Source organism: Flavobacterium anseongense, assembly GCF_021608185.1.
GTDB lineage: Bacteria > Bacteroidota > Bacteroidia > Flavobacteriales > Flavobacteriaceae > Flavobacterium > Flavobacterium anseongense.
Genome location: NZ_JAKIHN010000010.1, coordinates 24,287 through 39,090 on the forward strand (window position 1 = coordinate 24,287; position 14,804 = coordinate 39,090).

Here is a 14,804-nt window from a genome sequence, read left to right on the forward strand (position 1 = left end):
TGTTAGGTAAACACGTCAGACATTGCGATTTCTGTTGAAAAAAATGAAATATTCACATCTGTGACAAATAGAAAAAAGACCCTCAATTACTTGAAAGTCTTTTTATAAAAACTGATAACAGAAAACTGATAATTTAAGAATACTGCTTCTGATAATACTCCTGATAAGCACCCGAAGTAACATGCTGCAACCAATCTTCATTGGATAAGTACCAATCAATAGTTTTTTCTAAACCTTGCTCAAAAGTCACTGAAGGTTTCCAACCGAGTTCTTTGTTTATTTTAGAAGCATCAATAGCATAACGTAAGTCATGCCCCGGTCGGTCTTTTACATAAGTAATCAACTTTTCAGACTCGCCTGCTACCCTACCTAATTTGGCATCCATTTGTCTACACAGTAATTTAACCAAATCAATATTTTGCCATTCGTTGAAGCCTCCAATGTTATAGGTCTCGTGATTCTTCCCTTCATGGAAAACTAAATCAATAGCTATTGCGTGGTCAATAACAAACAACCAATCACGAGTGTATTTCCCATCACCATAAACCGGTAACGGTTTGTTATTGATAATATTATGAATAAACAAAGGGACTAACTTTTCAGGAAAATGATTTGGGCCATAATTATTGGAACAGTTTGTAATCACATAAGGCAATCCGTATGTCTCACCATAAGCTCTTACAAAATGGTCTGAGCTTGCTTTCGAAGCAGAATAAGGTGAATTAGGATCATAAGGTGTAGTTTCGGTAAACAAGCCTTCGGCACCTAAAGAACCATAAACCTCATCGGTAGAAATATGATAAAATCGCTTGCCTTCAAAGTTGTTTGCCCAGATCATTTTTGCAGCATTCAACAGGTTCATCGTTCCAATAACATTGGTTTTCACAAATGCCAATGGATCGGTAATAGATCGGTCAACATGTGACTCAGCTGCCAAATGCAAAACCCCATCAAATTGATGCTTTTGAAATAAATCAGTGATAAAATCGGCATCGACTATATCGCCTTTTACAAAAGTATAATTGGGTGATTTGTCGATATCTGCAATATTTTCCAGATTGCCTGCATAGGTCAAAGCATCCAAATTAAAAATTTGATAATTGGGATATTTAGTAACAAATCGTCTCACTACATGAGAACCAATAAATCCTGCTCCACCTGTAATTAAAATCTTTTTCATTTTTCTTGTCTTTAATTCCTTATTCCTAAATCTAAATTCCTAATTATCACAACCTTCCGTCAGCTTTTTCGTTTAAAATTCCTTTGACATCGAATAAAACCCCGTTTGATTTTTTTAATTTAGATAAATCAATCGCTTTAAATTCATTATGTGCAACTCCTAAAACGATAGCATCAAAAGTAGCTGATGGCAATTTGTCGGTAGTTGTTAATCTATATTCATGTTGTACCTCTGCTGGTTTTGCCCAAGGATCAAAAATGGTAACTTCGATTCCGTAATCCTGCAAAGCATGAACTACATCTACAATTTTTGTGTTTCGAACATCGGGACAATTTTCTTTAAAAGTGATGCCCAACATTAATAATCCGGCACCATTTATGGCTATACCTTTCTTAATCATTAGCTTCACAACTTGAGAAGCTACATATTCGCCCATACTATCATTCAATCGTCTTCCTGCCAAAATAATTTCGGGATGATATCCTTTTTCCTGTGCTTTTTGCGCCAAATAATATGGATCAACACCTATGCAATGTCCACCAACTAATCCCGGTTTGAATGGCAAAAAATTCCATTTGGTTCCTGCAGCTTCTAATACGGCATGTGTATCTATTTCTAATAAATTAAAAATCTTAGCCAATTCGTTTACGAAAGCAATATTGATGTCTCGTTGTGAATTCTCGATAACTTTAGCAGCTTCGGCGACTTTAATTGAAGGCGCTAAATGCGTTCCTGCTGTAATAACTGATTTATATAAGTCATTTACTTTTTGACCTATTTCGGGAGTAGAACCTGAAGTTACTTTTAAAATCTTTTCAACTGTGTGTTCTTTATCTCCCGGATTGATTCTTTCAGGAGAATAACCTGCAAAGAAATCAACATTGAATTTCAAACCGCTCACTTTTTCCAAAACAGGAATACATTCGTCTTCGGTCACTCCGGGATAAACAGTAGATTCATAAATTACAATATCTCCTTTTTTCAATACTTTTCCAACAGTTTCACTCGATTTATATAGCGGAGTCAAATCGGGACGATTATTTTTATCAACCGGAGTTGGAACCGTTACTATATAATAATTGCAGGTTGTTATATCTTCTAAAGCGCTACTGCATAACAAACCATTTGAGTCAGTTAGCGATGAAACAAGTACATTATTCAAGGTTTCCGAATCAATCTCCAAAGTCGAATCGACACCTGCATTTAATTCTTGAATCCTATTGGTATTAATGTCAAATCCAACAACCGGATATTTGGTAGCAAATAATCTCGCCAGTGGTAAACCAACATATCCCAATCCAATAACGGCAATTTTAATATTCATGTGACTTATTTAACTAATTAATCTTAAAAGCGGGAGCAAATATAAATTTATTTAACTAAGAACCGATCGATTGAAAATGAAACCCAATCGCTTTTAACTTTTCACCATCTAAAAGGTTTCTGCCATCAAATACAAAAGCCGGTTTCAGCATGCTATCATAAATTTTCTGCCAATCGTATTCTTTAAATTCATCCCATTCAGTTAATATAGCAATGGCATGTGCATTTTTACAAGCATCATAAGGATTGTCATAAGATGTAATATGTTTTTCGTTATCTGCTGGTTTTCTGGTAGCAAGATAATCCAAATCAGACAACACTTGTTTTTGTGATACTTTTGGGTCAAACAAAGCTATCTTAGCTTGCTCATTTATTAAATCATCGGCTACATAAATTGCAGCTGATTCTCGCGTATCATTAGTGTCTTTTTTAAATGCCCAACCTAAAAAGGTTATCTTTTTTCCTGAAACCGTATTGTATAGTGTTTGTACGATATTTTTGGAGAAACGTCTTTTTTGATGATCATTCATAATGATAACCTGTTCCCAATAATCGGCTACTTCATTTAAACCGAATGCTTTTGATATGTAGACCAAATTCAAAATATCCTTTTGAAAACAAGAACCTCCAAATCCAACGGAGGCTTTCAAAAACTTTGGTCCAATTCTACTGTCCATTCCGATAGCTTTAGCTACTTCGCTGACATTGGCTTCTGTTTTTTCGCATAATTCTGAAATTGCATTAATAGAAGAAACACGTTGCGCTAAAAAGGCGTTAGCAACCAATTTTGACAATTCTGAAGACCAAACATTGGTGGTTAGAATTCGTTCTCTTGGAACCCAGTTGGCATAAACATCAACCAATGCTTTTATAGCTTCCTGACCTTCGGGAGTAGTTTCTCCACCTATTAAAACTCTGTCCGGACTTAGCAAATCTTCAACAGCTGTTCCTTCGGCCAGGAATTCCGGATTTGAAAGTATTTGAAACTGCACGCCGTTTCCGGTATTATCTAAAATGCTTTTCAAAGCTTCTGCTGTTCTAACAGGCAAGGTTGATTTTTCAACTATAATTTTATTGTCTTTGGCTACTTTGGCAATTTGTCTGGCGCAAAGTTCTATGTGTTTTAAATCGGCTGCCATACCTTTTCCTGTGCCATAGGTTTTGGTTGGTGTATTTACGGATATAAAAATCAAATCTGCTTCATCAATGGCTTTGTCAACTTCGGTAGAAAAAAACAAATTCTTTCCACGAACATTGCCAACCATTTCATTTAATCCCGGTTCGTATATTGGTATATTATTTACGTCTTTATCATTCCAAGCTGCTATTCGGTCTTCGTTTAAATCGACTACTGTAACTTTAATATTAGGGCATTTTTGGGCGATGACTGTCATCGTTGGTCCACCAACATATCCAGCTCCAATACAACAAATATTTTTAATCTTCATGCTAATTTTATTTTAGATTTTTCCAATACCATTTTACGGCTTCTTTCAAACCATCTTGAAAAGAGTATTTGGGAGTATAGTTTAATAATCTTTTTGCTTTATCAATACTTGCCAAAGAATGCGGGATATCACCTGCTCTATTTGGACCATGGACGACATCAACAGTTGAAATAGTTTCATCAAATTCGGACAGGTATTCTTTTAAATAAGAAACCATATCGTTTAGTGTTGTTCTATCTCCAAAAGCGGTGTTGTAAACTGTATTAACGGCTTCCGGATTTTGAGTCAGCATCGCTAACTCATTCATTTGAATCACATTATCTATATAGGTAAAATCTCTTGAAAAATTTCCGTCTCCATTAATAATTGGACTTTCATGTTTCATCAATTGCTGCACAAACTTTGGGATTACTGCGGCATAAGCTCCGTTTGGATCTTGCCTTCTTCCATAGACATTGAAATAACGTAAACCTATTGTTTCAAGACCATATGTATTGCTGAAAATTTCGGCATATAACTCATTTACATATTTTGTAATAGCGTAAGGCGAAAGAGGTTTCCCAATTTTGTCTTCTACTTTTGGCAAGGCTTCAGAGTCACCATAAGTTGATGAACTTGCGGCATAAACAAATCTTTTAACGCCAGCATCTCTCGAAGCAACAAGCATATTTAAAAATCCGGAAACATTGACCTCGTTACTCGTGATCGGATCGTTTATAGAACGGGGAACAGAACCCAATGCTGCTTGATGCAATACATAATCGACTCCGATAACGGCATTTTTACATTGTGTTAAATCTCTAATATCGCCTTCTATTAATTTAAAATTTTCTTGTTTCAGAAATTCGGCAATATTATGTTTATGACCTGTTGCGAAATTATCAAAGCAAATAACAAAATATCCCTTTGACAAAAAATATTCACACAAATTAGTACCAATAAATCCGGCACCACCGGTAATTAATATTGTTTCTTTATTTTCTGCCATCCTTAATTTTTTTCAATATTCGGTATTTCCATTTGGCAAAAAACTCTTTTGGTTCTTCCTCTTCATGATAGCCACTTCCGTAGCCATATCCATATCCATAGCCATAGCCATAACCATAGCCATAACCAACACCATATTTGGCTTTATTTTCATAACCATTAAAAATAATGCTCACGTTAATAAGTTCGCCACGTTTTGTTCTGTTATTCAATAAGGTCAACATTTCTTTTTTGGTGAAATTTTGTCTTATTACATATAAGGTAACATCGCAGAATTGGGATAATTCTAAAGCGTCAGAAACCAATCCAACAGGCGGTGTATCTAGTATAATGTAATCATATTTTCCCTTTAATTGCTCCATCATCTCTTTCATCGAATCTCCAAGGATTAACTCTGAAGGATTGGGAGGAATTGGTCCTGACGTTATAACATCAAGATAGGGAATATGTGTTTTTTGTATAACCTCGTCCAACGATTTTTGCCCTATTAAAAAATTGACTGCTCCGAATTCATTTTTGATATTAAAATCATCAAAGATTTTTGGTTTTCTTAAATCCAATCCCAGAATTATCGTTTTCTTTTCGCTAAGTGCAAACACCGTTGCAATGTTTAAGGAACAAAACGTTTTTCCTTCACCACTGACAGAGGATGTCAGCATCAGTGTTTTAGAACCATCAACGCTTTGCTTTTTATATAAAAATTGTAAAGAAGAACGAATAGCCCTGAATGATTCGGAAAGAGCTGATTTTGGTCTTTCAAACACTGATAAATTACTTTCAGAATGTTTAACCCCAACAATACCTATTAGCGGTAATTGAGTTTGTGCAGAAATATCTTCAATATTTTGAACTGAATTACTAATAAAGAAAATAAAGAAAACCAGAATTAACGGAATTAACAATCCCATAAAAAAAGCCAACACATAGTTTACGCTCGTTTTTGGACCTAATAACCCACCACCAACATCTTTGGCAGGATCAATAAATTGAATATCCGATACATTGGCTTCCTTTACAATAGATGCTTCACTTCTTTTTTGCAAAAATGTATTGTAAATATTATCACTTAAATTATACTTTCTGGATAACTTCAACCATTCCTGTTTGTTTTCCGGTAATCTGCTAATTTCACTTTCAATTTTTGCGATTTTTTGATTGGCAATATTTAAGTCATATAGTAAAGAATTTCTATAAGTAGACTCATTTTCCAACAATACCTTTTTAACCGACTGTATCTCATTATCTAATCTTTCGTAGGAAAACGAACCTTTTACCGAGTAGGCTAACTCTGATCGCTGTATTGATAGTGCAATTATTTTAGCAACATTGGTATTGATATTAGGTTCTTCAATTCCTGCAACCGTTGGCGCAGGTAATTTTGAGAAGTCAACACTTTCTTTCAAATACTTTCTTAATGAATTTAAATAAGCTATTTTCCTTTCTACGGCATCTTTTTTTGTATCAAAATCTATCAGTTGTGTCTTGAAACTTGAACCTCCTTCTTCAATATCAAGTATATTATTGTTTTTACCAAAATCCTTTAATTCATCACCTGAATCTTTTAATTGTTTCTCCATTGAACCTAAAGTTTCATCAATGAAGTTTATAGTGTTTTCAGCAAATTTATTTTTATTAGCTAGTTGTTTTTTAATTAACACATCGACAGTGGTATTAAGAAAATCAACCATTCTGTTCTTATTGGTTCCCTGCACTCCAATTTTTAAAATGGATCCTGCTTTTTCATCAATTACTACGTTTAAACCCATACACGCTGAGACCGTATTATCAAAAGAGTTGAACCTAACTAATATTTCTTCATTAAAGTTTTTTTCATCAAAATCTGACAACTCTAATTTCCAGTGAAGGAAAGGCAGGTTGACATCTTCCCCTATTTTATATACTTCTTTGAATTCTTTATTATCTATAGGAATAGTTGATTTCTTATTATCAATATATCTGATGACTGCAGCATTGCTGGCTTGAAATGGAATAGTAATTTGATACGAATTATTAGAAACCATTTTTACTTTTATAAATTGGTCAAATAATTGGTTCTGGCTTTTATCTATAATTACTTTAAATGGCACCTGACCATAAACATCTTGTAAAAAATATTTTGTTTGTTTATAATAATCGACATAAAATTGCAATCTATCTACCACTAATTCGTTGTGTGACCTTGATTTTAGTGTAGTAGAAATCATTTGGACTTTATCAGAAGTTCCTCCCCAATTAAAGACCAAGCTTGTATTTGAAGTAAAAAAAGGATTGTTCTCTTCCTGAACTGCTATAGTAGTTTCAATTCCATAAATCTTTTGCTTTCTGACATTAACTTGGTGAGCGATAGAAAAAGTAATAATTAATCCAATCACAAACCACTTCCAATAACTTAAAGTTTTAATTAGAAAACCTTTAAAATCAAAGCTGTTTTGTTTATCAAAAAAAGTAAAATCTTTTACGTCTAGCATGAAAAATGGTGTTAATTTCTAAGTAGCAAATAAGTCGTTGTTGCTAATGATAATAGCGTAATAATGGTAGATAGAGATTCTATTCCCGTTTTTCCGGTTCCCCATGTTTTTTGTTTCAATGGATTAACCAATATATAATCATTTGGTTGTAGGTAAAAACAGGGAGAATTTACGGCATTAGCATCTGTCAAATCAATACTAAAAGTCTCATTCCCATGTGGAAATCTTCGTATTACTTTTACATCCTTTCTGTCACCTGTCACTGTAATATCACCTGAATTAGCTATAGCTTCCATTATATTTACCTTATCTTGGTATAGTGTCTTTGTTCCAGTATTACCAACTTCTCCATTTATAGTATATCTAAAACCTGCTAATTTCACAAGAACATAAATTCCGGCTTCTTCTTTAAAATATTTTTCGAGAAGTATCTTCTCAATTTTAATTCTAACTTCCTCGACAGTAAATCCTAGAACATTAATTTCTCCAAGTATTGGTAATCTGATGTTACCATGATCATCAACCGAATAACCTGTAAAATAATTACTCTGCTCGTTAACAACTCCTCCTATTTGTCCATCTGTATTATTAAATATTCCAACTAACTTTGAGTCTATAGCTTTTATAGTAATACTCAAAATGTCATTTGATTGGAGACGATAAGGGTTTTGATTTGAAGGAGTAACTACCTCATTGGCAACACCTTTTTTATCTTGCAGATAAATCAAATCTTTTTTTGGTATGCAGGAAGTAACTAAAACGCTCAGCAGTAGTAGTAAATATATTTTGGGTTGGTTCATTATTTTTTTAAAAAAATTAGCAAACAAAGATAGTTTTTCAATTCTAAATTACAAAAATGTAGTCTGCTATTATTTTGTTATATGTTTTTAAGGGTATTTTCAAAAGGTACTCGGTTCAAGATACTTCTTCCCAAAGTAACCTCATCGGCATATTCTAATTCATCGCCAACTGCAATTCCTCTGGCAATGGTTGATGTCTTTATCGTATAGTCTTTGATTCTTTTGAAGATATAGAAATTCGTTGTATCGCCTTCCATAGTTGAGCTTAGCGCAAAAATTAATTCTTCGATCTCTCCCGATTTTACTTTTTCGACTAAAGAATCTATGTTTAATTGGCTTGGACCAACGCCATCAATCGGAGAAATTTTTCCACCTAAAACATGATAAATTCCTTTAAACTGATTGGTATTTTCAATAGCCATGACATCGCGGACATCTTCTACAACACAAATAATTTTGTGATTTCGATTTGGATTATTGCAGATTTCACACACTTCAACATCAGAAATGTTGTGACAACTGCTACAAAACTTAATTTCCTCACGCATAGTTGTTAACGCTTGTGACAAAAACTGAGTATGCTCAGAAGGCTGTTTTAACAAATGCAAAACCAACCGCAAAGCAGTCCGCTTTCCGATTCCTGGTAATTGCGCCATTTCGTTTACCGCTTTTTCGAGCAGTTTTGAAGAAAATTCCATGTGGCAAAAATAGCAAAATAGACTGTTAGATTACTAGATTTTTAGAATGTTAGAAAAGATATTTTTTATTAACATCTATTTCTTTACAAATAACCAAATCACCGAATAACCACATCCACAATTTTTACTAATTTGGCAACAGTAAAAACCAAACTTATGTCGCCAACAACCATTCTTATTATCATCGTCATTTATTTCGGATTACTGATTTTGATTTCCAATTTGGTCAGCAAAAAAAGCTCTGATAACGATACGTTTTTCAAAGCCAATAAAAACTCAAAATGGTATTTGGTTGCCTTCGGAATGATAGGAACAGCGCTGTCCGGAGTGACATTTATTTCGGTTCCGGGCGAAGTTGGCAATCCCGATTTGCAGTTCAAATATTTTCAATTTGTTCTCGGAAATGCAATTGGTTTTTTAATCATTGCCAAAGTGTTGCTTCCGTTGTATTACCGTATGAATCTGACGTCAATTTATAGTTATATTGAACAGCGTTTGGGTGTTATAAGTTATAAAACTGCTGCAACAATTTTTCTAATCAGCCGAACAATTGGTTCATCATTTAGATTGTATTTGGTGGTGATTGTATTGCAGCGTTATGTGTTTGATGCGTTTGATGTTCCGTTTGCTTTAACGGTTTTGATTTCATTGGGACTAATCTTTGCCTACACCTATCGTGGCGGATTGAAAACCATTATTATTACCGACACATTGCAAACTTTCTTCTTAGTTTCTTCGGTATTTCTAACCATAATTTTCGTTTGCCATAGTCTCGATTTTGGCGCAGTTGAAGCTTTTGAAGCAGTGAAAAAAAGTAATTATTCTAAAGTCTTTTTCTATGAAGATTATCTGAAAGGGAACTTTGTATTGAAACAAATTTTGGGTGGAATATTTGTGACTATAGCGATGGTCGGACTTGACCAGGATTTGATGCAAAAGAATTTGAGTTGCAAAAACATTGGCGAAGCACAAAAGAACATGTTTACGTTTACTACGGTTTTTGTGATTATTAATATTTTCTTTTTGAGTGTTGGCGCATTATTGTACTTGTATGCCGAAAAAAATGGCATTGCAATTCCAATGGTTGATGGCGTTGCAAGAACCGATTATTTATTTCCAGAAATTGCCTTTAAACATTTGAGTATTGTTCCGGCAATCATCTTTTTATTGGGTTTAACCGCAGCTACATTTGCTACAACTGATTCGGCTTTGACCGCCTTGACAACTTCTTTTTGCGTCGATTTTTTAGGTATGGATAAAACCGAAAATCAGAACAAACCCAACATTGTCAGAACACGTCATTTCGTGCATGTTGGTTTTTCAGCATTAATGTTTTTGGTGATTATAATTTTTAATTCGCTGAATGACAAATCCGTAGTTACGATGATTTTTAAAGTGGCGAGTTACACTTATGGACCACTTTTGGGATTGTATGCATTTGGATTGTTTATGAAATCGAAAACAGTGCACGACAAGTTTGTTCCTTTTATTTGTCTGCTTTCACCGGCGATTTGCTTTTTGATTAGCAAAAATTCAGCTGCGCTTTTTGGAAATTATGTAATTGATAACGAACTGATTATTGTAAACGGATTGATTACGTTTGTTGGATTACTTTTGATTAGTAAACCTGCGACTGAAAATACCCGATATTAATACTGATTCGTAGCCAACAAAACCAACGTACAAGCTACTTCTACTTTGATACCATTGCTTTGCAACAGTTGATAAAACAGTGGATTTTCCGTTCCCGGATTGAAGATGACACGTTTGGGTTTGGTTTCGATAATATAATTATAATAGTCTATCTGGCGTTTTGGATTTAAGTACAAAGTTACCGTATCGATATTGGCAAGTGGAATTTGTTTGGTATGAATTTTAACGCCGGCAACTTCGCCTGAATTTTGCCCAATTGCCAAAACACTATGTCCTTTTTCTACTAATTTATTGATAGCGATAAAAGCATATTTTTCAGGTTTTGTTGTGGCACCTAGCACTAAAGTCTTTTTGTTTTTCATGATTTCATTTCTTGGTGTCAAAGATAATAGTAACTTTATGTTTCGGTAGTTTTATTTAACTTCTATTTAATAATTAAAGTGAAACTGCCGTTTTATCTTTGCAAAAAAACTATGGAGCTTTTTATTTTTCTGTTCGCAGCGCTATTTTCGGTTCTGAATCCAATTGGGACAGTGCCTATATTTGTTGGTTTAACACAAGGTTATACCAAAAAAGAACGCTCTCGTGTTTCGCTTTGGACTGCTATTAATGTCTTCATTATTCTGATTATTTCGTTTTTTATCGGGCAATATGTTTTAACCTTTTTTGGGATAACCATTCCGGCTCTTCGAATTGCAGGCGGAATCATTATAGCAAGTTCAGGATTTGGATTACTAAACGGAAAATTCAAGAAAAATCGCGGAATCGACAAAAAAGTACAACAAGACATTGAAAACAGAAACGATATAGCTTTAACACCGTTAGCGATGCCTATGCTTGCCGGTCCGGGTTCTATATCGTTATTGATTGCTTTTTACCAGGAACACAATACAGCTAATGAAATTATACTTTCAACGCTTGCCATTTTAGCTGTTGCCATTGTTGTTTTTTTAATTCTGCGCAGTGCGCATTATTTGGCAAAATATCTTGGTGCTTCAGGAATTGTAGCGATTTCGAGAATTGTTGGTTTTCTGACTATTGCCATCGGGATTCAATATATTATTAGCTCGGTTTTGAGTATTATCAGAGGAATTTAATCAAATTATTTATGAAGAAAACACTATCTTTTTTAGCAGTTATTATGCTATTCATCGGTTGCAAATCAACCCAAAATCAATCATTAAAAAGCAGCAAGGAATTACAAGAATTAGTAACTGTTATGCAAGGACATTATTCTTCGGAAAAACAATCTTTAGCGGATAAAGACTATTTCAATATTTCTTTAAGAATGACACCAATTTGGAAAACCAAGGGCCATTACCTTTTTGTAGAACAGGCTATTTTTGACAAGCAAGATAAACCTTATCGTGTGAGAATTTATAAAGTATCACAAAGAGGCGATAATTTTATCAGTGAAATTTATACCCTAAAAGATGAAAAAGCTTGGATTGGCAAATGGGCAACTCCGGAAGTTTATGACCAATTAACCGAAGCTGACATCGAATTAAAACAAGGTTGTGAAGTAGTATTGAAACGCACTGGTAAAAACCAATTTGAAGGTGCAACCGGTAATAAAACTTGTCCAAGTGAATTACGTGGTGCCAGTTGGGCGAATTCAAAAGTAACTGTAACCAAAAACGAAATTTTATCTTGGGATCAAGGTTTTGATAAAGACGGAAAACAAGTTTGGGGTGCTACCAAAGGTGGTTATGAATTCATAAAAATCCAATAAAAAAATTCAAATTCCAAAAAAGAAAATCCCAAATTCCAAATAATTATAGTTTGGAATTTGGGATTTGAAATTTGAAATTTGAAATTTAATTTTTCGGAAGAAAAATTTCTGCCATCATGCAACGGGCACTTCCTCCGCCGCAGGCTTCAATTGTGTCTAAACTGGAGTGGATTATTTCGACGTGAGCTTCGAGTTGCGCGATTTGTTTTTTAGTTAAACTCTTATAGGCTGACTCACTCATTACTAAAAATCGTTCATCGTTTTTACCTTTAACTTCGAGCATGTTTCCGGCGAAATTATTGACTTGTTCTTCGGTAATTAAGATGATTTCTTTGTCATCACCACGAAGGCTGTCAAGCACCATTTTGCGTTCTTTTTTGTCATCAATACAATCGGCGCAAATTACGGCAAATGTATCGCCAAGACACATCATCACATTGGTATGATAAATCAGTTTTCGTTCGCCATTTACTGTTTGAAAAGCTTCAAAAATAACCGGAGTTAATTCGAAATCTTCACAAAACTCAATCATTACTTCTTCGTCAGCTCTTGGCGAAAGCGCGCAATAAGCTTTTCCGTTTTCTCGGTCTAACAGCAAACTTCCTGTTCCTTCTAAGAACACATTATCTTCTTCTGCTGAAGTATAATCTACAATTTGGTTGATTTGAAAACCTTCATCTTCGAGAATATCAAGGATATCTTCTCTTCTTTCGGCGCGGCGGTTTTCGGCAAACATGGGATACAAAGCAACATCGCCACTTTCGTGAAATGAAATCCAGTTATTCGGGAAAATACTGTCTGGTGTATTTGGCTCCAAAGTATCTTCAACAACAATCACATTTACGCCAACTTTTCGCAATTTGGCCACAAAAGTATCGAACTCTTTTTGCGCTTTGGCATTCACCGTTTCAGGAGAAAGTCCGTCAAGTACTTTTTGGTAATAATTATTCACCGCAGTTTGTTCGTTCATGCGAAAAGCCACAGGACGAATCATCAATATGGAGTTGGTAGTTTGTTTCATTGTTTGTGTTATCGGTTATCAGTTGTCTGTCCTCGGTTTTGTTTTGTGGAATTATGTTTTCCAATTATCTTCGACATATTTTATAAAAGTAAAAATTTTTGCTCCCAATATATCATATTCATTAATCCATTTTAAATTGTCAGGAATTAGCCCTCCATACAAATGATTGATTTTCTCTAAATGTGCTTTTGTTTCCAAGCAACTGGCATGACTAAAAACTAAAAATCTAATAAATTCTGCTTTATATCTTTTTCTCCCATAACCTTCCACAATATTTGAAAGAACAGAATCAGACGATCTTCTTAACTGACTCCCTAACTCATAAAGCTCATACTTTGGTAAAATCAATGATGCTGGATGGACTTGATAAAATAAATCCAAAGCCATTTTATAAATATCTAAATCTTTATAACTATTCATATCATTTATACTTAACGAAGAACCGAGAACAGAGAACAGACAACTAATCCCGAATTAAAGGTAAAGTTGAACATCGCAAAAGTCCTTCCTGCTTTGCTATTTCGGCATACGGAATTTCTTCAACGATGAAGTCATTATCGCGGAGCCAATTGTTTAATCGGGTAAAATTTTGTTCAGAAACCACTACATTTTCAGCAATAGAAAACACATTGGAATTCATATTATACATTTCTTCACGAGTGATGTGAAAAAGGTTTTCTTTACCAAAAAGGTTGACTAAAAAAACATAATCAGCTTCTTCGCGGAAACCGCTTTTATAAATTATTCCTTTGTTTTTTCCAACAGGCTGAAAACAGCAGTCAAGATGCAATGCATTGTCACGAGCTTCCAGTTTTGATTTTACTAAATCAAACTCTTTTACTTTTTTATTCGGGAATAATTCTTTTATATAGTTTACGCCTTGGATATTTGTTCGCGCTGTAATGTAATCTTTATAATCCGAACCTTTATAAGTTCCGATAAAAATATAATCGTTCCAAAGCATCACATCGCCGCCTTCTATATGTACCTCTTCGGGTGGACGAACCACTTTTGCCGGATTTATTTGGTCTATAATGTATTGTATCGCATCTAATTCACGTTCTCTATCAGGAAGAATATTCGATTTTATAAAAATATCATCAATCACAAAACCTATGTCGCGTGCAAAAATCTGATTGTAATTCTCAATCATTTGTGGACGAAAGACTTTTACGTCATACTTTTGAAAAACCTGATTGAAAGCTTCCATTTCTTTAACCATATCGGCTTCGACAGGATAAGTTCCGGCGAGAATGTGTTCTAAAGATTTTGGGTCATAGGCTTCATCGGCAGTTGGAGTTGGTCCATTATTTATAGCTGAACCAAGCACAACAGCCCTTAGTCGTGATGTTTCGTCTTTTACATTTAATTGTAGCATAAAATAGCTTTTGGCAATGAGCAAATATATAGAAAGCAAGTTGAAATATAAATTATTCTTAATTTTAAGTTTTTAATTTAACGATTTCATAAAAAAAGCTTCCCGATTATGAGAAG

Annotated in this window: 14 protein-coding genes; 3 read left to right on the forward strand and 11 right to left on the reverse strand. The window is 34.3% G+C overall.

Annotated features, from left to right (window positions below; genetic code table 11):
• Positions 1-133: 133 nt before the first annotated feature.
• The 7 genes from rfbB to recR form a co-directional block, all read right to left on the reverse strand.
• Entirely contained in the window at positions 134-1,180 is a 1,047-nt protein-coding gene (rfbB, locus tag L1S35_RS12075; protein ID WP_236401034.1) for a dTDP-glucose 4,6-dehydratase, read from the reverse strand.
• A 46-nt stretch (positions 1,181-1,226) separates the two neighbouring features.
• Complete coding sequence (locus L1S35_RS12080; protein ID WP_236401036.1) at positions 1,227-2,504, reverse strand: nucleotide sugar dehydrogenase; 1,278 nt, start codon at positions 2,502-2,504, stop codon at positions 1,227-1,229.
• A gap of 55 nt (positions 2,505-2,559) precedes the next feature.
• Positions 2,560-3,951, reverse strand: coding sequence for a UDP-glucose 6-dehydrogenase (locus tag L1S35_RS12085; RefSeq protein WP_236401039.1), 1,392 nt, complete (start codon positions 3,949-3,951; stop codon positions 2,560-2,562).
• A 7-nt stretch (positions 3,952-3,958) separates the two neighbouring features.
• Positions 3,959-4,939 (reverse strand): SDR family oxidoreductase, encoded by a 981-nt coding sequence (locus L1S35_RS12090; protein WP_236401041.1) that lies wholly within the window; start codon positions 4,937-4,939, stop codon positions 3,959-3,961.
• Complete coding sequence (locus L1S35_RS12095; protein WP_236401043.1) at positions 4,926-7,406, reverse strand: polysaccharide biosynthesis tyrosine autokinase; 2,481 nt, start codon at positions 7,404-7,406, stop codon at positions 4,926-4,928. The genes L1S35_RS12090 and L1S35_RS12095 overlap by 14 nt, the downstream gene beginning before the upstream one ends.
• An 11-nt stretch (positions 7,407-7,417) precedes the next feature.
• Positions 7,418-8,206, reverse strand: a complete 789-nt coding sequence (locus tag L1S35_RS12100) for a polysaccharide biosynthesis/export family protein (protein ID WP_236401045.1) — start codon at positions 8,204-8,206, stop codon at positions 7,418-7,420.
• Between the two features lie 77 nt (positions 8,207-8,283).
• A complete protein-coding gene (recR, locus tag L1S35_RS12105) occupies positions 8,284-8,904 on the reverse strand; it encodes a recombination mediator RecR (protein ID WP_236401047.1) in 621 nt (206 codons plus the stop codon).
• 156 nt (positions 8,905-9,060) lie between these two features.
• Between recR and L1S35_RS12110 the strand changes: the two genes are divergently transcribed.
• Complete coding sequence (locus L1S35_RS12110) at positions 9,061-10,557, forward strand: sodium:solute symporter (protein ID WP_236401050.1); 1,497 nt, start codon at positions 9,061-9,063, stop codon at positions 10,555-10,557.
• Here the strand turns inward: L1S35_RS12110 and L1S35_RS12115 are convergent.
• Positions 10,554-10,919, reverse strand: a complete 366-nt coding sequence (locus tag L1S35_RS12115; RefSeq protein ID WP_236401052.1) for a CoA-binding protein — start codon at positions 10,917-10,919, stop codon at positions 10,554-10,556. The genes L1S35_RS12110 and L1S35_RS12115 overlap by 4 nt on opposite strands.
• Before the next feature lie 111 nt (positions 10,920-11,030).
• Between L1S35_RS12115 and L1S35_RS12120 the strand changes: the two genes are divergently transcribed.
• Positions 11,031-11,654, forward strand: a complete 624-nt coding sequence (locus L1S35_RS12120; protein ID WP_236401054.1) for a MarC family NAAT transporter — start codon at positions 11,031-11,033, stop codon at positions 11,652-11,654.
• 11 nt (positions 11,655-11,665) lie between these two features.
• Positions 11,666-12,289, forward strand: coding sequence for a chromophore lyase CpcT/CpeT (locus L1S35_RS12125; RefSeq protein WP_236401056.1), 624 nt, complete (start codon positions 11,666-11,668; stop codon positions 12,287-12,289).
• A gap of 85 nt (positions 12,290-12,374) precedes the next feature.
• Here L1S35_RS12125 and ctlX read toward each other — a convergent pair whose 3' ends face one another.
• From ctlX to L1S35_RS12140, 3 genes are read right to left on the reverse strand one after another with little or no spacing between them, the layout of a single operon-like run.
• The gene (gene ctlX, locus L1S35_RS12130) at positions 12,375-13,310 is read right to left on the reverse strand and encodes a citrulline utilization hydrolase CtlX (protein WP_236401058.1); all 936 of its coding nucleotides are present in this window, start codon (positions 13,308-13,310) and stop codon (positions 12,375-12,377) included.
• A 51-nt stretch (positions 13,311-13,361) separates the two neighbouring features.
• Complete coding sequence (locus tag L1S35_RS12135) at positions 13,362-13,730, reverse strand: four helix bundle protein (RefSeq protein ID WP_236401060.1); 369 nt, start codon at positions 13,728-13,730, stop codon at positions 13,362-13,364.
• 43 nt (positions 13,731-13,773) lie between these two features.
• On the reverse strand, positions 13,774-14,688 hold the full coding sequence (locus L1S35_RS12140) for a dimethylarginine dimethylaminohydrolase family protein (RefSeq protein ID WP_236401061.1): 915 nt from the start codon (positions 14,686-14,688) through the stop codon (positions 13,774-13,776).
• Positions 14,689-14,804 lie beyond the last annotated feature (116 nt).